The 21068-nt window shown below is 39.6% G+C and carries 18 protein-coding genes; 13 read left to right on the top strand and 5 right to left on the bottom strand.

Going from position 1 to position 21068, the window contains the following annotated elements:
* Positions 1 to 2: 2 nt before the first annotated feature.
* Genes PL_RS05395 through PL_RS05375 form a run of 5 tightly spaced genes read left to right on the top strand, consistent with a single transcriptional unit; the run spans position 3 to position 8120 of the window.
* Positions 3 to 1901: a RagB/SusD family nutrient uptake outer membrane protein gene (locus tag PL_RS05395; protein ID WP_041880076.1), complete on the top strand. Its 1899-nt coding sequence runs from the start codon at positions 3 to 5 to the stop codon at positions 1899 to 1901.
* A gap of 22 nt (positions 1902 to 1923) precedes the next feature.
* Complete coding sequence (locus PL_RS05390; RefSeq protein WP_235324473.1) at positions 1924 to 2628, top strand: DUF3823 domain-containing protein; 705 nt, start codon at positions 1924 to 1926, stop codon at positions 2626 to 2628.
* A gap of 14 nt (positions 2629 to 2642) precedes the next feature.
* The gene (locus PL_RS05385; protein WP_348621162.1) at positions 2643 to 4484 is read left to right on the top strand and encodes a glycoside hydrolase family 2 protein; all 1842 of its coding nucleotides are present in this window, start codon (positions 2643 to 2645) and stop codon (positions 4482 to 4484) included.
* 25 nt (positions 4485 to 4509) lie between these two features.
* On the top strand, positions 4510 to 6954 hold the full coding sequence (locus tag PL_RS05380; protein ID WP_041880081.1) for a glutaminase family protein: 2445 nt from the start codon (positions 4510 to 4512) through the stop codon (positions 6952 to 6954).
* An 8-nt stretch (positions 6955 to 6962) separates the two neighbouring features.
* On the top strand, positions 6963 to 8120 hold the full coding sequence (locus PL_RS05375) for an aldose epimerase family protein (protein WP_041880084.1): 1158 nt from the start codon (positions 6963 to 6965) through the stop codon (positions 8118 to 8120).
* Between the two features lie 87 nt (positions 8121 to 8207).
* Here PL_RS05375 and PL_RS05370 read toward each other — a convergent pair whose 3' ends face one another.
* Together PL_RS05370 and PL_RS05365 are read right to left on the bottom strand one after the other, a co-directional pair.
* Positions 8208 to 8870, bottom strand: coding sequence for a hypothetical protein (locus PL_RS05370; RefSeq protein WP_152620274.1), 663 nt, complete (start codon positions 8868 to 8870; stop codon positions 8208 to 8210).
* Between the two features lie 25 nt (positions 8871 to 8895).
* A complete protein-coding gene (locus tag PL_RS05365; RefSeq protein ID WP_041880089.1) occupies positions 8896 to 10272 on the bottom strand; it encodes an aspartate kinase in 1377 nt (458 codons plus the stop codon).
* Positions 10273 to 10511: 239 nt separating this feature from the next.
* Between PL_RS05365 and PL_RS05360 the strand changes: the two genes are divergently transcribed.
* Positions 10512 to 11564 carry a serine hydrolase domain-containing protein gene (locus PL_RS05360; protein ID WP_052496142.1) on the top strand — a complete coding sequence of 351 codons (1053 nt, stop codon included), beginning with the start codon at positions 10512 to 10514 and terminating at the stop codon, positions 11562 to 11564.
* A gap of 7 nt (positions 11565 to 11571) precedes the next feature.
* Here PL_RS05360 and PL_RS05355 read toward each other — a convergent pair whose 3' ends face one another.
* Entirely contained in the window at positions 11572 to 11934 is a 363-nt protein-coding gene (locus PL_RS05355; RefSeq protein ID WP_041880091.1) for a DUF4180 domain-containing protein, read from the bottom strand.
* A 208-nt stretch (positions 11935 to 12142) separates the two neighbouring features.
* Between PL_RS05355 and PL_RS05350 the strand changes: the two genes are divergently transcribed.
* The gene (locus PL_RS05350) at positions 12143 to 12844 is read left to right on the top strand and encodes a toxin-antitoxin system YwqK family antitoxin (protein WP_041880094.1); all 702 of its coding nucleotides are present in this window, start codon (positions 12143 to 12145) and stop codon (positions 12842 to 12844) included.
* An 84-nt stretch (positions 12845 to 12928) separates the two neighbouring features.
* Here PL_RS05350 and efp read toward each other — a convergent pair whose 3' ends face one another.
* Entirely contained in the window at positions 12929 to 13489 is a 561-nt protein-coding gene (efp, locus tag PL_RS05345; protein WP_041880189.1) for an elongation factor P, read from the bottom strand.
* Positions 13490 to 13674: 185 nt separating this feature from the next.
* Here efp and PL_RS05340 point away from each other — a divergent pair, with 185 nt between their 5' ends.
* The 6 genes from PL_RS05340 (at position 13675) to PL_RS05315 (ending at position 19637) form a co-directional block, all read left to right on the top strand.
* Positions 13675 to 14226, top strand: coding sequence for a Crp/Fnr family transcriptional regulator (locus tag PL_RS05340; protein ID WP_041880097.1), 552 nt, complete (start codon positions 13675 to 13677; stop codon positions 14224 to 14226).
* 64 nt (positions 14227 to 14290) lie between these two features.
* A complete protein-coding gene (locus PL_RS05335; RefSeq protein WP_041880100.1) occupies positions 14291 to 14734 on the top strand; it encodes an acyl-CoA thioesterase in 444 nt (147 codons plus the stop codon).
* A gap of 126 nt (positions 14735 to 14860) precedes the next feature.
* The gene (locus tag PL_RS05330) at positions 14861 to 16258 is read left to right on the top strand and encodes a TolC family protein (protein ID WP_041880104.1); all 1398 of its coding nucleotides are present in this window, start codon (positions 14861 to 14863) and stop codon (positions 16256 to 16258) included.
* 22 nt (positions 16259 to 16280) lie between these two features.
* Complete coding sequence (locus tag PL_RS05325) at positions 16281 to 17261, top strand: HlyD family secretion protein (RefSeq protein ID WP_041880108.1); 981 nt, start codon at positions 16281 to 16283, stop codon at positions 17259 to 17261.
* A gap of 14 nt (positions 17262 to 17275) precedes the next feature.
* Positions 17276 to 18457, top strand: coding sequence for an ABC transporter permease (locus PL_RS05320; RefSeq protein ID WP_041880110.1), 1182 nt, complete (start codon positions 17276 to 17278; stop codon positions 18455 to 18457).
* Positions 18458 to 18473: 16 nt separating this feature from the next.
* Positions 18474 to 19637 (top strand): ABC transporter permease, encoded by a 1164-nt coding sequence (locus PL_RS05315; protein ID WP_052496145.1) that lies wholly within the window; start codon positions 18474 to 18476, stop codon positions 19635 to 19637.
* Positions 19638 to 19685: 48 nt separating this feature from the next.
* On the opposite strand, the gene PL_RS05310 is transcribed toward PL_RS05315, so the two are convergent.
* Entirely contained in the window at positions 19686 to 20972 is a 1287-nt protein-coding gene (locus PL_RS05310; protein ID WP_052496146.1) for a DUF5690 family protein, read from the bottom strand.
* Positions 20973 to 21068: the final 96 nt, after the last annotated feature.

Below are 21068 nucleotides of genomic sequence, written 5' to 3'. Positions count from 1 at the left end.
TTATGAAGAAGATAGCTATAATACTAATGTTTGCTGTCCTTTTATTTACAGAGGCCTGCAAAAAAGACAGTAAATTTTTAGATGTACCTCCTAAACAGATCATTCCTGAAGAAGTCGCGTTTTCAGATCAGGCTCTCGTGCTCTCTGTTTTAGGAGATTTATATAACAGACAACAGGACTTTTCAAGTCTGGATGGTGACGGCTGGAGATCGTTTGTTGATTTTAGCGAAGCATTTCCCTCAGAAAACGGAAGCTATAATATCGTTCAGCGGACAGGCTGGGGTTATGGAGAATGGGGAACCTGGGATTATGGTTATATCCGCGATCTGAATCTTTTTGTAAAACGTGCGACTGTTGCAACTAAGCTTATTGAAGCAGATAAAACCAGGTTTATTGCAGAAGCACGTTTTCTCAGAGCTAATTTTTATTTCGAGATGGTAAAGCGAATGGGAGGAGTACCTCTGATTACAGAACCCATGCAGTATGATTATTCAGGTAATGTATCCAATTTACAAGTTGCCAGATCCAAAGAATCAGAAATCTATGATTTTGTAATCAGCGAGGCTGAAGCTATAAAAGATCTGTTGCCTGCAGATGCGAATCAAAAATCAAGAGCGTCAAAAGGAGCTGCACTGGCTATGGAAACAAGGGCAGCTCTATATGCGGGATCTATTGCCAGATATGGTTTAAGGACTCCACAGGTTACCCTGCCTGGTGCTGAGATAGGAATACCCGCTGGCATGGCCAGTGGTTATTACCAGAAAGCACTTGCAGCAGCAGAGCAGATTATCAGAGGGCAGGCTGGTTCTTATCAGCTGTACAAAGTTTTACCAGATCTGTCAGAAAACTTTGCAGCAGTTTTTCTTGATAAAAGCAGCGTGAATCAGGAATCCATTTTTATTGAAGACTTTAAAGTAAATACAGCAAAGGTACATGGCTTTACGACCAACAATCAACCATTTTCTATTTCGGACGAAGGCCTGGATGCAGGACGGCTTAATCCTTCTTTAAATCTGGTACAGGCTTTTGAAAAGCTCGACAATACTTATGCACCTATCACTACAAAGGATGCGCAGGGTAATCCCGTGTTTTATAACAATCAGCTTGATGCTTTTGCAGGCAGAGATGCCAGGCTCGCGGGAACTATCTTGTTGCCTGATGGAAAGTTTAAGGGTAAAAACGTTGATATCTGGGCTGGTTATCAGCTGGCTGATGGCAGTATTTTAACCAGTGACGATGCCAGTCATCTGGTCAAATTACCCGGAACGGATGTTGCAGTTCAGGTAGTTGGGAAAGACGGACCGGTTAACGGGCAGGAGTTCAGGTCACAAACAGGTTTTTATATTCGGAAATATCTGGATCCGCAGGTAGGTTCTGGAAGAAGAGGGAGACAAAGTGATGTGGCCTTTATCCGTTACCGCTATGCAGAGGTTTTATTGAATGCCGCTGAAGCAGCTTTTGAGTTGGGGATGAGCGGTGTTGCCGATGGATACATTAATCAGGTTCGTGCCAGGGCGGGCTTAACCAGAGCTTTACAGGGAGTTACATTTGACCAGATTGTTCATGAACGCCGGGTGGAGCTTGTTTTTGAAGGACATACGCTATTTGATATGAAAAGATGGCGTCTGGCGCATATTGTTTGGGATGGAAGTAAAATGACCGTAGAACAACTGGTTAGTAATATTGGACTGGCTACCAAGAAAAACACACAGCCTTACGGGCTATGGCCATACCGATACTATAATCCGGGGAACCCAAATCATGGGAAATGGCTTTTTAAGGAAGTACTGCCTTCAGCAGTCACCGGAGCAAATATGTTCCAGATGGGGAATTATTATTCAAATATTGGCAATGATATTTTATCTGCAAATCCAAAAATTGTTAAACAACCAAACCAGTAATCCTGGTATTAAAAATACAGCAATGATGAAGTTAAAACCTAAATATATACTTTTCTGTTTCCTCCCATTTAGTCTGTTGTCCTGTAAGAAGGATAATTATGATGCACCGTCATCTACTTTAAAAGGCAGGATTCTTTATAACAATGAAGAGATTGGCCTGGAATATGACCGTGTTCCGCTGGAAATATACCAGCCTGGTTTTGGAAAGAAAGGAGCAATTGCCGCAAGTTTTGCTCAGGATGGAAGTTATTCAACGCTTTTATTTGATGGTAATTATAAACTGATTATTCCTAATGGACAGGGACCTTTTAAATGGCATCAGAATACAGCAGGAGTAAATGACACTTTATCCGTTGCCGTTAATGGAAACCAGACACTTGACCTGCAGGCAATTCCTTATTATCTGATCAGAAATACAGTTTATAAGGTAGCTGGAAAAGAATTGACGGCTACTTTTCGGGTAGATCAGATTATTACTGGCAATGAAGCTAAAAATATTGAGCGTATTAACTTATATGTGAATAAAACTCAGTTTGTTTCAGGCGCGGACAATATTATCAGTGCAGTGCTACCGGGAGGATCTATGGCCGATCCTGCCAGCTTAAGTCTTAAAGTGAATGTACCGGCCATTGTACCGGCACAAAATTACGTTTTCGCCCGTATAGGCGTCAAAATAGAAGGGGTAGAGGATATGGTCTTTTCACCTCTTCAAAAAATCCAGTTATAAAACAAAATAATACAATGATGAAAAAAATTCTAACAGGAACAATGCTCTTTTTATTGGGTTATTCTGCAATTGCCCAGCAGACAAAATGGACTTTGATTAAGGACAGGATTGTTTCTCCATGGGCAGAAAAGGTAAATCCTTCAGCACCTTTGCCGGAATATCCGAGGCCACAACTCGTACGTGAGAATAACTGGAAAAACCTGAACGGATTATGGGAGTATGCCATTATACCGAAGGATCAGCAGCATCCGGCTGACTACCAGGGCAAAATACTGGTTCCTTTTGCCGCAGAGTCCGCCTTGTCGGGAGTTGGGAAAACAGTTGGTAAAGACAGCGTGTTATGGTATAAAAATACCATAACACTACCTGCGTCAGCCAGTAATAAAGAATTGCTGCTGCATTTTGGAGCAGTAGACTGGCAAACGGAAGTTTTTGTCAATGGTAAAAGTGCAGGTAAACATGAAGGTGGCTTTGATCCTTTCACATTTAACATTACTTCCTTACTCAAAAAGGGAAATAAGCAGGAAATTAAAGTACGGGTATGGGACCCGACTGATCAGGGACCACAACCAAGAGGTAAACAGGTGAAAAAGCCTGAAAGTATCTGGTATACACCAGTAACAGGTATCTGGCAGACTGTCTGGCTGGAAGCTGTACCAAAATCTTATATTCTGTCTACCAGACAGACGCCTGATATTGATGCACACCATATTTCAGTAAGCGCTGTGGTTCAAAACCATCGGCCGGGAGATCAGCTGAAAATCACTGTGCTGGATGGTACGGATATCATTGCAGAAGAAAAGATTGCTGTTAATTCTACAGCCGTGATTCCGGTTAAAAATGAAAAATTATGGTCTCCGGAAAAACCATTTCTATATGATCTGAAAATCGCACTGCTAAGAAATGGAAAGCCTGTGGATGAAATAAAAAGTTATTTCGCCATGCGTAAAATTTCTATGGGCCAGGATGCCAGCGGTATTCAGCGAATGCTGTTGAATAACCATTTCGTATTTCAGTATGGTCCTCTTGATCAGGGCTGGTGGCCCGATGGCTTATATACCGCGCCTACCGAAGAAGCTATGATCTATGATATCGATGAACTTAAAAAAATGGGGTTCAACATGATTCGTAAGCATATCAAAGTGGAGCCTGCAAGGTATTACAACTATTGCGACAGAGTTGGTATCTTGTTATGGCAGGATATGCCAAGCGGCGATCTCGGGAATGGATGGGAAAACAATCCCGGAGTACTGGATCGTGCGACAGATAAAAACAGGACTGCTGAATCTGAAGGTTATTACCGCAAAGAATGGGATGCAATTATGACCAGCTTGTATAATTTCCCATCGATTGTAGTTTGGGTGCCGTTTAATGAAGCCTGGGGACAGTTTAAAACTGTTGAAATTACAGAGTGGACGATGAAAAAGGATCCTTCCAGATTAGTAAACAGCGCAAGTGGAGGTAATTTTTATACCACTGGCCATATTGTGGATCTGCACAATTACCCGCATCCGGCTATGCCACGACCGGATTTGTTTGGGAGGAAACAGATTGTTGTTCTGGGTGAGTTTGGAGGCCTGGCTTTACCGGTAGAAGGGCATACCTGGCAACAAAAAAATAACTGGGGGTATCAGTCTTTTAAAAATGCCGGTGACCTGTTTAATAAGTATGCAACTTTTGCCAAAAGGATAGAGGAACTAATACCACTGGGGCTGTCAGCCGCAGTATATACACAGACGACAGACGTAGAAGGAGAAATAAATGGCTTTATGACCTATGATAGAAAGGTGATTAAAATGCCAGTAAATGAGCTAAAGCGTGTTAACGATAGACTTTATCTAATACCTGCCCCTTAATGAATAGTAATAGCAAATATATAGTATGAAACGATTATTTATCTCTCTGGCTTTAGTGGTTTTGCTGCTCAGGTCTTCGGCTCAGCAGCGTATCGCTCCGGCATATCCGCTGCTTACACATGATCCATATTTCAGCGTCTGGTCATTTACAGATCAATTAAATACCTCAGCTACCAGGCACTGGACCGGAGCAAATCAGTCTCTGACAGGTTTGTTAAAAGTAGATGGTCGGGTTTACCGCTTTCTGGGCGGGCAAGAGGAAAGCTTCCAGACTGTTCTTCCTGCTTCAGATGAAAAAGCCTATACCGCTGAATATGTGGAATCAGAACCTGAAAAAGGCTGGAATCAACCGGGTTTTATACACAACGGCTGGAAAACGGGCTCAGCTCCTTTTGGGGATGGTGCGGCAACCACGCAATGGAGAACTAAAGATTTGTGGATGCGCCGGACATTCAACCTGGACCAGACAGATTTTAAAGGGTTAAAACTTAAATTAATGAACGATGATGACGTAGAGGTCTATTTAAACGGAATTAAGATTTTTAACTGTGAATGTTTCAATGGTAAATTTATCTATGTACCTGCAGATACCAGGCTTTTGAAAAATGGACAAAATCTACTGGCTGTTCATGTTAAAAATAATGTTGGTGGTCAATGGCTGGATGTAGGCCTCGTATCCGATAAACCTGCTTTGGCTTCATCAGATGTCTTGCTGGCAAAACAGATAAAAACAGGAATAAGTGCTACGCAGACTTCTTATAGTTTTGATTGCGGTCATGTGAATCTGGATGTGGATTTCACTTCACCTTTACTCATGAGTGATTTGAACCTTTTATCACGTCCGGTTTCTTATGTGTCTTTCAAAGTGAAGTCTAAAGATGGAAAAAAACATAATGCAGAAGTTTATTTTGGCGCAAGTACAGATTTAGCTGTGAATACAGAATTTCAGGAAGTTACTGCTAAGTCTTATAAAACGGGGCAATTATCTGTTTTAAAGGCAGGTACAAAAGAACAGGCTGTGTTAAAAAAACGGGGCGATGATGTGCGTATAGATTGGGGTTATTTGTATGTTGCTGCGGCCGGAGATACCTGGGCAAAGCAATTTATTGGTACTCCTGATGAAACTATTTCTTCATTTGTTACAGGAAAAGTAAATGGAAAGACCAGTGCGGATGGAAAAAAATTAGTGCTTTCAACATGGCTGCCTTTTAATCAGATCGGAGCATTACCAGTTGAAAAACATATCTTAATAGGGTATGATGATAAGTACGCTGTGCAATATTTCGGGCAGAATCTCAGACCCTGGTGGAATAGGAGAAATGACCAGACGATAGAAAAGCAGTTAGAGCTGGCAGATACGGAATATGCTGCTATACTGAAAAAATGTAATGATTTTGACAAGAAGTTTCATACTGATAATGTAAAAGCAGGAGGAGTAAAATATGCTGAGCTTTCAGACCTATCTTATCGTCAGGCTATTGCTGCACATAAACTGGTAGAGAGTCCACAAGGGGAAATCCTGTTTATGTCTAAAGAAAATTTTAGTAATGGTTCAATTAATACAGTTGATATAACTTATCCGTCCGCACCGCTGTTTCTTGTCTATAATACTGATTTGTTAAAAGGCATGTTGAACGGTATCTTCTATTATAGTGAAAGTGGCAAATGGAAAAAACCATTTCCAGCCCATGATCTGGGAACTTATCCGCTGGCAAACGGGCAGACTTATGGAGAAGATATGCCAGTGGAAGAAGCTGGTAATATGATTATTCTTACCGCTGCAATTGCAAAGGTGGAAGGTAATGCGGATTATGCTGAAAAACACTGGAAAACACTTTCTGTCTGGGCAGATTACCTGAGTAAGGAAGGATTTGATCCTGCAAATCAACTTTGTACAGATGATTTTGCCGGACATCTGGCCCGTAATGCAAACTTATCAGTTAAAGCAATTGTTGCTTTGGGTGGGTATGGAATGCTTGCCGATAAACTGGGAATGAAAACTGAGGCCTTGAAATATAAAACGATGGCTAAACAAATGGCTTTGAAATGGGTGGAAATGGCCAATGATGGAGACCATTATGCCTTAACTTTTGATCAGAAAAATACCTGGAGCCAGAAATATAATCTGGTTTGGGATAAAGTGTTGGATATGAACATTTTTCCAAAGGAAGTATTCAAAAAGGAAATCAGGTATTATTTAACCAGGCAAAATACTTTTGGTCTGCCGCTGGATAGCCGTCGCAGTTATACGAAGTCAGATTGGATTATGTGGACAGCAGCACTCACAGATAACCGTGCAGACTTTGAAAAGTTTATAAACCCGGTTTATAAGTATGCTACAGAAACACCTTCCAGAGTTCCGCTAAGTGACTGGCATGAAACAACAGATGCTAAACAGGTTGGCTTTCAGGCAAGAAGTGTGGTGGGAGGATATGCAATTAAACTTCTGGACTATAAGTTACATCATTAATAAAGATTATGAAAATCAAATATCTCACAGGTTTAGCCATTTCGGCGGTAATTCTTACTTCCTGTAATTCAGCGACCAAACAGGGAACTGTCTCAGACAGCCTGCAAACAGTAAAACTTTCGGCAGATTCTTTTAAAAGAACTACAGATGGTAGGGAAACGGGGCTTTATGTTTTGAAAAATTCCAAACATGCTGAAGCCGTATTTACTAATTATGGAGGAAGATTGGTTAGTCTGCTGATTCCGGATAATTCCGGTAAATTAACTGACGTAGTGGTTGGTTTCAATAGTGTTAATGCTTATGAAAAATCTACAGAACCTTATTTTGGAGCAACAATAGGGCGTTATGGGAACCGCATTGCCGGAGGGAAGTTTAGTCTTGATGGCAAACAATATACTTTATTTACCAATAATGGCCGGAATACTTTACATGGAGGTAAAAATGGCTATCAATATGTGGTTTGGGACGCAAAACAACCTGATAGTCATACGCTGGAACTGCAATATTTATCGAAAGATATGGAGGAGGGCTTTCCGGGAAATTTAGTGGTTAAAGTAACCTATATATTAACAGACGAGAATGAATTGAAAATGGATTATGTTGCAACAACAGATAAGCCAACTGTTGTGAACTTAACCAATCATGCATTCTTTAATCTGAACGGAGAAGGAAGCGGAAACATTCTGGGGCATCTGCTGCAAATCTATGCAGATAGTTATACTCCGGTAGATTCTACATTAATCCCAACCGGTAAGATTGAAAAGGTAGCAGGAACACCATTCGATTTTTCTAAACCAACAACTATAGGAGCCAGAATTAATGATAAAAATGAACAGTTAAGTTATGGTAAAGGCTATGATCATAACTATGTTCTGAGCAGGGCAAAAGAAACAGGTCTGTTTCATGCGGCTACTGTGCAGGGCGATAAATCAGGTATCGTAATGGATGTCTATACTATGGAACCTGGTCTGCAGTTTTACAGTGGTAATTTTATGCAGGGTAAAAATATATTTAAAAGTGGTGCCAGAGATGATTTCAGAACTGCAATAGCACTGGAAACTCAGCATTTTCCGGATTCTCCGAATCAGGCGTCTTTTCCATCCACCATACTTAAGCCGGGTCAGACTTATAAAACGAGTTCTATTTACAGGTTTTCAGTTCGGTAAGAACTGATGCCTGAATCGGGTTAATGTTCAGCTTAAAAAACCATGTTTTAAAGGTGATAGAATTCTCCCTTTAGAACATGGCTTTGGTTATTCTCCGAATTCATGAATATCCAGGACCTCTATATGATTACCTGTGATTTTAAACACATCTGTAGCAGCTTTATATTTTTCTTCATCTCCGGTATCCAGCGTTCTGAAATATACTTTACGTATATCTTTTTCCTTTTTAACAGCAATAAATGTGAACCAGGTTGAATTTGAAGCACCGTCAGGTAAAACAGCACTTATATTCGCGTTCTTTAATTTGATTTGATCAGGTCCCTGAAACCATTTTTGAATCAGCTCATCACCATTATAATTTTTCGTATCAGAATTCAATGCTTTGATCAGCAGGGGATGTCCGGCAGTATCAAATCCGGTGCTGAATTTTGAAGCATAATAGAACAAAATTGCACGGGTTGGTTCATCCAGCTCATCACAATACCGTTTCTGAATAGTAACGTCACCTTGTCCTGCTCTGGAGAATACAACTGTACTATCAGCGTTAGCCGGTAGTTTATACAGATATGTCAATTTGTAATCCAGTGACATTTGCTGAATAACAGTATCAGGATGAACCTGATTTTCCTGCTGCTGATCAGATCCGTCAGATTCAGATTGCTTTGCCTGCTTACACGAAAAAGACAATAGTATAAGCTGACAAATTACTATTTGCAGCATTCCGGAAGTTGAGATTTTCAGACGATTCACTTAATGGTTTTTTATAAAAAATGGATTACTTCAACGCTTTATTCAGTGCTATCACAGCAGTTTTGAAATGCTCAGGAGCAATCAGAAACTGAATGTTTACTTTTCTTAACGCAAAACCGGCACTTTTAATATTTATATTATTTTCAGTCAGTGCAGAAGCACTTTTAGCGAGTAATCCGGGCTCATCCATATTGGTGCCCAGCAGACAAACCATAGCCACATTTTCTATCGTAACCTTTTCAAAATCGTCTTCTAACTGGCTGATTAGTTTTTTACTAAAGTCACGTGCCCATATCACTATGGAGATACTGTTTGCACTGGTCGATTTAAATGTATAACTAACCTTATGGTCATAAAATGCCTGCATAATCTGCAGATCGCTACCAACATTGCCAACCATTGAAGGATCGTAAACGTCAATCATCATGAGTTTATCAGTTCCGGTAATTACTTCTACACGCTTATGTTCACAGACAAATTCACGGGTAATCAATGTACCCGGATGTGAGGGTTCAAATGTGTTTTTAATACGCAGATTAATACCACTTACTTCCAGAGGCTTGGATGCTTTTGGATGGATAGCCTCCATGCCTACATCTGCCAGCTGATCCGCAATATCATAATTGGTAAATCCTACCGGGGTACAGTTTTCCAGACCCACTACACCAGGATCAGCAGTTGATAAATGATATTCTTTATGGATAATTGCTTCTGCAGGTTTTAGGTATTCGGCGATTTTACTGAAAGTAACTTCCGAGTAACCTCTGTCAAATTCCCGCATAATTCCTTCAGTACCTTTGGCGTAACCTGTTACAATACAAATTGTCTGTTTAAGATCTACTTGTTTAAATGCATATTTAATACGCTGATCTATAGTAAGCGCACGACTATCGTCAAAGCCACTCAGATCAATCAGGGCGGTATTGATGTTCATATTCTGCAGAATATTGGTGAAGTTAAATGCAGAATGAGTTTCACCAATAGACGCAAGTATTTCACGGGCAGCCTGCAGGATACCTTCCTTGCTTACATAACCCGAAGCCAGTATATTGGCCAGATTTTCCAGGTATTTCTGCGCCTGATTGACATGGTTTTCAATAAACTGATCCGCAACAGCCAGGTCTAAACCCAGATCCGCATATTTCTTATTAATAGTTTTAAGTTTAACAATCAAATCCTTTAAAGGACGATGAAAGTTCTGGTGCTTGGCAATGCGATGATATACACCGGGTGCACCTGTTTTCTTATTTTCAAGCAGAAGATCTGTAACGCCCGAAAAAGCCGAAACGACAAATATTCTATTGTATAACTGATCTCCTGTACGTTCAAACAGAATAATATTTTTAATGACATCCTGCAAGGCACTCATGGAAGTGCCGCCAATTTTTTCTACTGTTAACATCTGATATTTTATGAATGCCAGTATTGCACTGGTTTTTTGATTTAATTTTCTGTCTAAAACTACAGGATTTTTCCCAATCTAAATAAGATTGCATTAAAATAAATTAGAACCAATCTTAATTGTGGTGTATTCAATAGCAAGAAAAAGTCTCTTGTTTTCTAAATTAAATAGCATAGGATGGCTGTAACAATTAATACTGATTTGAGCTCTTAATAACAAGGTATCTAAATCTTCCCGCTATGAGAAAAAAGATCATGTCATTTTGCTTTTTAGCGACTATATTATGGTATGTATCCTGTACGAACAGGAGTAAGCATGAACAGATAGACCGGACGATTAAAAATTTCTATGACAAGGGAGCTTTTAATGGTGCGATACTGGTTGCAGAACGGGGGAGAATCGTATATGATACCGCTATGGGTTCTGCCGATTTTATAAAAAAAAGACATTTAGATACCAGCGCTGTATTTTATCTGGCTTCTTTGTCTAAACAATTTACTGCGATGGGTATTATGTTGCTCGAACAAGAGGGAAAACTTGCTTATCAGGATACATTAGGAAAATATTTTCCGGAGCTTCCGGCTTTTACTCATCAGATCAGTATTCGTAATCTGCTGAATCATACTTCCGGTCTACCAGATTATTTTGAATCAGCTAACCTGGTCAAACCCGGTCTTTCCAATGTTCAGGTATTTTCCTGGCTTGGTAAACAGCGAAAACTTAATTTCTCTCCCGGATCAAAATATCTGTACAGTAATACCGGCTATGTTTTATTAGCTATGATTATAGAAAAATTAAGTCATAAAAGCTTTAGTCAATTTATGAAGCAAATGATATTTGAGCCTCTTGAAATGCAGCATACATTAGTTTTTGATCAGCAAAAAATAGTAATCAGAAACAGGGCATTAGGTTTTGATGCCAATAAAAAGATCGATGACTACGCTATTCTTACCAGTGGTGACGGAGGGATTTTTTCAACCACTCATGATCTTTTCAAATGGGATCAGGCTCTTTATTCAGGTGTTTTAATTAACCAATCTAAACTCAGCGAGGCATATCAAAAAGCAAAGTTGAAAAATGGTAATTATTCTGATTACGGTTTCGGATGGAATATCAAAGAGAATCAGGCTGATCATGCCGTATATCACACCGGAGAGCTTAATGGTTATCAGACTTTCATCTACAGGGATATCAACAGGCACCATACAATAATCATTTTGACCAATCAGGGGCGTGCCCTGCAAATGTGGCCTGTCGCAGATCGGATTTTAAAAATACTGCGGGAACGTTAATATGGATTTATCGGCTTGATAACTGGTCAATTGCCTCTTGCAAAGAATTCAGGAAATTGATTTGTTTTCCCTGATTGCTTTCGTAAATAAAATCTCTGATACTCTTACCAGGATACTTTGAAAATTCGCCAATAATTACCAGCCTTACTCTGTAATTTGAAAACTTTTGAAGGATTTCTCCGGCAATACCGTTTTTCAGCTCAAAGAAATCAGGGGTGATATTTTTTTCGTGAACGATGATTTTGTCAAAATCCTGATAATAGAGATCAACCAATACCTGAAGCCCGTCTTCTGGTGTTTTAATTAATATCTCATCTGCAATTACTTCGGCAATATGGATGTTTCCCGAATGATGTACTTCTATTTTCATTTGTTGTCTGCTCTTATTTAAGGCGCTCGTACCGGCAAGTTAGTGAAAATCACTATAAAGACTGAGCTGTTTTTTTCTAAGCCTTTGGTAGCCTGAAATCTATGAACAGGCAATTATTTATATGCTGTAAATAAACTATCGGTAGAATCATTTTTTATATCCATTATATTATTTTCATAAATTTGTGTTGTCGATTAAAAACAATTTTATGAAAAAGTACACACTACTGCTGGTTTTGTTTTTTGCATTAACCAATGCCTTTGCCCAGGTCAAGACACAATATTTTGATGAAAACTGGAAACCAGTTATTCAGGAAGATATGGTTTATTACAGACCAGAACCTAAAGCTGTAAATGGTAAATATTTGTTTAAAGATTATTATAAATCAGGTAAACTTCAGTTCGAAGGATTTTCTCTATCCAAAACAGAAGAGAAATTTGACGGGGAGGTTAAATATTTTGCAGAGAACGGCAAAATCAGCGGAACATCAGAATTCAGGAACGGAGTACTGGATGGTTCAGTTAAAACCTATTTTGAAGATGGAAGACTCAGACAAGATGCCACGGTGAAAAATGGTGAAGAAGAAAGTGCAGTACTTTATACATACAAAGGAACAGACATCAATGGTAGTCTTTCCTTATACGACCTGATGACATTCTTTGATCATGATGAGCGGGTTAAACAAATTATTTATGATGGCGATCCAAAAGGAATCAGACAGGAGAGTTATCTGAGTGAAGGCAAGGCGAAGTATTACGGACCAGACGGAAAGCTTTTGGGAGAGCTGATTTTTGATCTGTATGGTAATCCTAATAACGGGACTATGATTGAGTTTGATTTCAACCCGATGAAAGTTTCAGCTACGCGTGTTTTTGTTGATGGTAAGGAACAGCAGCTGGAGAAAATATAAAGCAATTGAACACAGGATTCAAAAAAACACCCGGTTCTTTAAAAGACCGGGTGTTTTTTTATGATTAAAAAGATAAGCTGTCAGTTATTTCACACGCTCAACATACTCACCAGTACGGGTATCTAATTTTATTTTATCACCTACGTTCACAAATAAAGGTACTTTAATCTCCACACCGATTTCTGTTGTCGCATATTTTAATGCACCAGAAGAAGTATCACCTTTAACAGCCGGTTCCGCATAAGTAATTTCTAATTCTACGAAGTTAGGAGCCTGAGCCATGATTGGTTCTTCACTTTCAAAAGAAACAATTACATCCATACCTTCTTTTATAAATTTCGCAGCAGGGCCGAATAATGTTTTAGCAACATTGAACTGCTCAAAAGAAACATTATCCATTACTACAAAGTAGTCACCTTCTTCATATAAATACTGGAAATCATTAGTCTCTACGCGACAGATTTCAACCTGCTCATCAGTTGCTAAACGTGCCTCTACAATTTTTCCGGTTTTAATATTACGAAACTTTCCCAAATAGAAAGCTCCACCTTTACCTGGTGTACGATGCAGGATTTCTGTAACTGTTACCAGTTCGCCGTTGAAACGTAAAATATTTCCTACTTTGATTTCGGATGCCTTTGCCATAAAAATATAATTGTAAAATTTGAGTCCAAATATATGTGCTTTTTTTGTGTATTTAAAGCTGAAACTTATAAGATAATAATTTAAAGCCGGAAAGGAGCACATGACCTGTAATTTGAGCACCTTAATCAAAAAAGGCTATTTTTGAAAACATCGTATAATTATAACCGTAAAAGCAATCCTTAGATATGATCCTGAATGAATACATAGCCGGCATATTAAATACCACTGAAACTTTACCCTTTCCGACTGTCACTCTGGAGTATGCTAAAAAATCAGTCATTACCAGTATAGGCCAGATGGAAAGAAATATTTATTTCCTTCAGGAAGGTATTATAGAGATTGGTATGGAAACAGCAGCCGGGAATAAAATCATTGATTTTTGCTTTTCCAATGACCTGGTTTCCTCTTATACTTCTGTTTTATCACAGGAAGTATCTGATGTATACCTGTATTGTTTAACCGATTGTATTGTTGAAGTTGTGCCTTATATTCAGTTAAAAGAAGCCTACAAAACAAGCCTGCTATCCAATCAGTTTGGAAGAATGGCGACAGAAAGTCTTTATATGAAAAGGGTTAGAAAAGAGAAAGATACACTGACTAAAAATGCAGAGCAGCGGTATCTGGAGCTGATTAAATACAGACCGGAAGTTATCAAAGAAATCCCCGTTCACCGGATAGCCCGGTATCTTGGTATACATCCCGAAAGTCTGAGCAGATTGCGTAAATCAATTTCCTAACATAGGTCAGTATATAAAAAACGGCTGTTTTTCTACCTTTGACCCAATCAATAATGAATAGATCATGGTACATTTCCAAAAAAGATTAGCGTTACGCTGGGCGGATTTAGATCCAAATTTTCACCTCAGACACAGCAGTTTTTATGATCTGGCTGCACAGGCCAGGTTAGAGATTTTAGGTGAACTGGGCCTGACGATGACTGTCATGCAGGAACAGCATTTTGGCCCTGTAATTTTCAAAGAATCATGTACTTTCATCAGGGAAATCAAATCTGAAGATATCATCTATATCAATATAAAAGTTGAGAAAATGAGTGCTGACGGATCAAAATGGTCTATTTTACAGGAATTTACAGATGATAAAGACAAGGTGAGAGCTATTCTTACCGTAGAAGGTTCCTGGATCGATACAAAACTGCGTAAACTGGCCAGACCTGTACCTCAGGTTGCCCAGGACGCTTTTAATCTGTTACCCAAAATCGAAAAAACTTTGAACGATAGTTTTTAGACTAAAAGCTCAAACCCATAGAATTGGGTAAATAAAAATGTAAATTAGAATGATTGCGATAGATCCAGCTCCGGATCGGAGGAGGTATGCCGTAATTTCAGTTCAGGCATCAGCTAAAAATACCCTATGAAAAACTACTGCCAAAAGCTATTATTATTTACTGGTTCCCTGTTGATCTCCCTAACATCGGTCCAGGCTCAGCAAATACCCGATTTACCTGCGTTGATGCAGCGTGCGGTCAGCAAAGATATGGGGCTGGCCAATAAGCAGCTTGATGTGGAACAAAGTAAAAACTCAAGACAATCCCTGTCAGATGCTTATTTGCCAAGGGTAAGCAGTTTAGCCAGTTATGCTTATTTAAATAGCAGCATTAATGCCAGTTTACCGTCCTCAACGTTTCCGATTTTAAATATTCCTATTCCGGCACTGGATGGAAGTTTTAACATGCATAATAATACCTGGCTGGCTAATGTAAGCGCAAAAGCCCTGCTTTTTGACGGTCTGAAAATCGGTAATTATAAAAAAGCATTAACCGAAAAAATAAAGGCGCAGACTGTAATCCTGGAGAATGACCGTCAGGATATTATCAGTAAAGTAAGTGAAACTTATGATATGCTGGCTCTGCTCAAACAAAGTAAAGTAGTACTCGATCAGAGTGATAAACAGCTGGACGCCCAGTCAAAAATTGCTGATAAAGCACTTTCCTATGGCCTGATTACAAAATATGAACATAAAAAGATTGAAGTAGCCCGTGCTCAGTTACAGGCTAAACTGGCAGAATACGATGGCAAACGGAATCTGGTTCTTAAACGCCTGGAACAGCTGACTGGTATCGGTATGGATACACTCCGTTTAATTGACAATAACCTTATTCCATATTTAAATGTAGTTCCTGGTCAGGATGTAAGTAACCGTCCTGAATTCGCAGCGCTTGATGCTACAGATAAGGCCTATAATTATCAGTTAAAAGCCAAAAGAAATCATTTGATACCTACTGCAGCAGCCTTTGGTTCGGTATCCTATATGAATCTGTCCAATCTGGTTTTTCAGAATAAAGCAGGTACACTGGGCCCCAATACTGGTGATGTTAAACTGCAGATGAATAAGCTGCAAATGTTCCCGGCATTTATTGTAGGAGTAGGTGTAAAGTGGGACATCTTTGACGGATTTGAAAGTAAACACGAGATTAAGAAGATAAAGATTGAATTACAGCAGGTAAGAAATAAAAAAGAAGAAGCGAAGGAACTTTTATCTCTGGGGCTGATCAAAGCGAATACCGATTATAGTATTGCCAATGCTCAGATTACTGCAAAAGGTAAGGAAAAAGAGGTCTCGCTTGATGCACTTCATATTGCCTCCAAAGAATTCAGAACCGGACTGATCAAACCCGCTGACCTGATTGCTGCAATCACCGACAGTGAAAAAGCAGAATTAGGATATCTGGAAACCGTATTTAATCAAAGACGCGCTGCCGTTGAAGTGTACAAAGCCGGCGGTAACCTTACTATAGACAAATTCAAATAATAGAATTAAATATTTTATCAAGATGAACGATATCAAAATCTTATTGCCGCTGGCTATGATTTTCTTTGGACTTACTTCCTGTAATCAGAAGAAACTGGATCACGCATTCGAAGGAAAAATAAAGAGAGAAACAATTGCTTTTACGACGAAAGTGGCAGGGCGGATTTTAAAGATTTACGTGAAAGAAGGTGATCTGGTACATCGTGGTGATACCCTGGCTATGTTGAACCTGCCAGAGGTTACAGCTAAAATTGCTCAGGCAAGCGGCGTAGTCAAAGCGGCTTCTGCGCAGCATACTATGGCAGATAATGGCGCCACACAAAATCAGCTTAAACAGATACAGGCTAAATATAAAGCCAGTTCAGAGCAGTTTGCTTTTGCACAGAAGTCTTTTAAAAGAGCAAGTGCAATGTATGCTGACAGTATGATGGCACCTCAGGCCTATGATGAAGCATTTGCAAAATATCAGGGAGCAAAAGCGCAGCTTGACGCAACTGCTGCAGAACTGAATGAAGCAAAAAAAGGACCTCGTTATGAAACTAAGGATGCTGCAAAAGGACAACAGCAGCAGGCAGAAGGGGTATTGCAGGAGGCTGAAGTTGCGTATTCTGAAAGATATATTATTGCGACCAATGATATGGCAGTAGAGACCATTACCTTGCATGAGGGGGAGCTGGCTACTCCGGGTTATGCCATTTTTAGCGGTTATATACCCAGAAGTACCTGGTTCCGTTTTACTGTTCCGGAAAGTCAGATTTCAACAGTACAAAAGGGCAGTGCAGTGACAGTTAACGTTCCTTACAACAAAGAGAGTTTCAATGGAAAAGTAGTGACCATTAAACAAATGCCTAAATACGCTGATATCACTACAGCTTACCCTGAATATAAAATGGATGAAGCTGTTTATGAAATAAAAATAATTCCGGAGGATATTAAAAAGGCAGAAGAATTGCTTTTTAATGCAGCTGTCTTATTACCCGGATCTGCTGTGAAATCGAAATAAGTTAAATCAGCCAGATGCAGCAACGGATAAATAATTTCGTCTTTTTAGTTAAACGGGAGTTTGGCCTTTTCTGGAGCAACAAGGTATTTGTGGTTGCATTTCTAATCATGCCCGTTATTCTTGCCTTTTTACTGGGTAACGTCTATATGGATGGTGCGGTAAAGCACCTGAAAATTGTCGTGGTAGACAAGGACAATACGCCTATGAGTAATAAGCTGACAGAGATGTTTGCTGAACATCCAACTTTACATGTAATCGCTGTAAAACATGAAACCGTAAATCTGGATCAGACTATGCTGGATACCCGGGCAATTGCAATAGTAGTCATACCCGAACGTTTTGAATCTGATATTTTTAACAAACGCAGACCAGAAGTAAATACTTATCTGAACATGAGTAATACAGTTGCTGCGGGCGCAGTCGGAACTGCAATAACACAATGCAATGGTACGCTGAATGCGGGGATAGGGATAGAAGCGATGAAAAAAGCAGGGTTACCTGCAGCTGTTGCCACGCAGCGGATTCAGCCCTTTCAGCTCAATCTTTTCCAGCTGTATAATCCCGGGCAAAGTTATCTCGTGTTTTTATGGCCGGCTCTTATTTTTTCTATTTTGCATCAATTGCTTTTACTGGCAATGGCGGTTAGTTTTTCGCAGGAAATAGAAAATAACACATTTAACCAGGCAGGTCTTTTGGGGCGGACAACTTCGGCCTTTCAGCTCATCATGGTTAAAATATTTCCGTATCTGCTCTTGTCGATGATTACACTGGCAGTTTTCTATTTGTTTAGTTTACATTTTAAATTACCACATTCGGTTCATCCTGAGGTTTTATTTTTATCACAGCTTTTAATGGTCATCAGTACTTGTCTGCTGGGTGGACTGTACAGCATTATTTTTCCATCTCAGCTGAAAGCTACTGAACTGCTTTTATGTATTGCCTCACCGGCATTTACGGTTTCTGGTTTTACCTGGCCGGCCGATCAGGCACCAGCTATCCTGGAAGGATTTGGTAAAATTATTCCTTTAACACCGTACTTAAAAAGCTTAAGAGCCCTGTTACTGGAAGGCGCAAATTTTAGTGATGTGATACCTTTTATTCAGCATCAGCTTATACTGATCGCTGTATATTTTTTGTTAAGTTTTGTACTATTGAAGTTGAAAATCAGGAAAAGCCTTCGGGTTCCAAAAGATTAAATTCCGGAGAATAATTATGAGCAGACTGAAGACATTTTTATCATTGACCGGCCGGGAATTCAGGTTGTTTAAGAACAATCCGGTTATGGTGATGCTGTTTATTGGCGGCCCGATTCTGTATGGCATTATATTCGGGGCAATGTATCAGAAAGGTAAGTTCACAGATTTACCGGTTAAGGTTGTAGACAAGGATAATTCTGCCTTAAGTACCAGATTTATTGATATGCTGAATGATATGGATGTCTTGAAGGTTGTTGCAGTTAAGCATGAAAATGTAGAGATGCGTACAGTACTCATGAATGATAAAGCGATGGGCGCAGTGATTATACCCGATGGATTTGAAGCAGACATTTTACAAAACAGACATCCTGAAATCAACGCATATGTGAACAATGCAAACCTGATGACCTCGAGTTATGTATCCCGGGCATTACTGACTGCAGCAGGGACGTTAAATGCAGGAATTAAAATAGGGGCAATGCAGAAACAGGGACTACCCGGAACAGTAGCAGCAGATCAGTATGAAGCATTTCATTCCAATATTTTTCGCTTGTATAATCCGGCCTCAAACTACATGATATATTCCTGGCCATCTTATCTGGCTATTATTTTGCAGACAGTGACCATTGTGGTTATGGCTTTGAGTTTTACTTCAGAATTTGAGGCAGGTACTTTTGGTCAGTTATGCAATCAAAGTAAATCTGTAGCTATGATGATGGCCATCAAAGTTGTTCCTTACTGGATGATCTCTCTTGTTCTGGCAGGTATTCTGGCTTGTTTTTATGTGATTTTCAAAGAGCCCTTTCCTCAGCATATTGGAGATGCAGCCGTTATTTTCTGTCTTTTTATAGCTGCAGCCACCTTTATGGGAATGGTAGCGAGTATCATTTTTAAAACCCAGTTAAGAGCAGTACAATTCTTAATGGTTTTGTCGATGACAGTTTATATCGTATCGGGTTATAGCTGGCCATTTGATCAGACCGGATGGGCAGCAAGATTATTTGCCTATGTTTTCCCGATGATGCCCTTTGTTAACGGGTATAGAATATTGTTACTGCAAAACGGTACATTGGGTGATATCGGTGACTATACTACAATACTATGTATTCAGCTTTGTTTTTATGCTTTGCTGTCTTATGTGCTTCTAAAAATAAAGGTGCGTGGAGAAATAAAAAAATAGAAGAGGATATTATCCTCTCTACAAACCACTGATTGAGGTGAAAGTAATTTACCTCTTGAGTTCTGATCTTTTAAAGCCAATTTTCCGGTTAAAAAAGAGCACAGAAAATAAGAGGAGCAGCAGGCAGATTACAGTCAGAAAATAGCTGAATTGCATCAGCACTTTTGCCCAGCTCTTATCCTTCATGAAGAATTCTTTATAGAGCAATAATCCTACACTGCCAAGATACCCGGCTGAGTCACACATATAGACAAAGAAGCCGGCATTAGCCCTGATCTTAAACAGTGCAATCATTCTTTCAAACAGCACGACCTGAATTGGCGTATAGGCCAGAAATAAACCCATTCCTACTAAAAGCATCCACAAAAAGGGACTGACTAACTGAAAGTGGAATAGTAATGTACTGCCTCCGCTGATCAGCAGGCCCAAAGCAACCAGGTATTGTGTCATCCAGAAACCTTTGATATTATTTCTGATCAGTGACAGGCAGCCTATCGTAATCAGAACAATAATTCCTGTAATTGCTTCTGTCAGGGAAAATACAGTTTTATCCCAGTTAGGTGCTATTTCATTCCAGATTTCTACAGAAAAGTTATCTCTGAAATCGCGCATGGTAGTCAGCATGGTGTAAATCAGCCCGATGCTGATAATCGCTAATCCATATTCTTTTAATGCATATTTTTTATCAGCTGAGGTCATAGGCAGACGTTCAACTCTAAGCAGTTTGTCAGTCTCATCAGGTTCCGGGATCATAGAAAGCATCCATACAAACATCAGAAAGGGCGGCAAAAACAGTAAGCCCATTGCGAATGGCATCCAGAATTCAGGAATAAAAGGTAGCCATTCATGGATGATAAAGTAAATGGTTTTGATGATTCCTGATGATACGATCAGGCTGATGCTCATGCCCATAGCCAGCATTTCGGTAAATCGTCTTCCTTCAAGATAGCTGAAAATAATTCCCCAGATCATCCCCAGCGGTAAACCATTCAGAAACAGAAAGACAAAATTATAGGGGTAGGGTACCATCCCAAAAAATAATAAGGAAATTTCAGCAAAAAGAATTAAGCAGATAATGAGCTTTTTCCTGCCCGAAGCCTTAAGTTCCGAAATGACTTTAATGCCCATGAATTTGGAAAGCATATAGCCAAATACCTGTGCAATAATCAGCACTGCTTTGTAATCCAGGTCCCAGAGAGACATGCCGGTATAGGTGCCGCTTGTAAAGGGCTTTCTAAACGCATACATACAAAAATAGGTGCCAAAAGCAGCCAGCATACACCAAATGATAAAAAACACTTTGGAGTGGGTCAGTAAATATCTTAGTCGGTTCATTTTATACGATTAAAGGTGTCTGCCAGCATCTATACCCACAGGTGTTTGATGAAAGGGGCCGTAACCACACGGCCCCTAACCACAACTAAACTAAAC

Origin of the sequence: Pedobacter lusitanus (assembly GCF_040026395.1) — a bacterium.
In the GTDB taxonomy this organism is placed as follows: Bacteria; Bacteroidota; Bacteroidia; order Sphingobacteriales; family Sphingobacteriaceae; genus Pedobacter; species Pedobacter lusitanus.
Note: the sequence above shows the minus strand (reverse complement) of the source record. Positions and strands in the feature narration are given on the sequence as shown.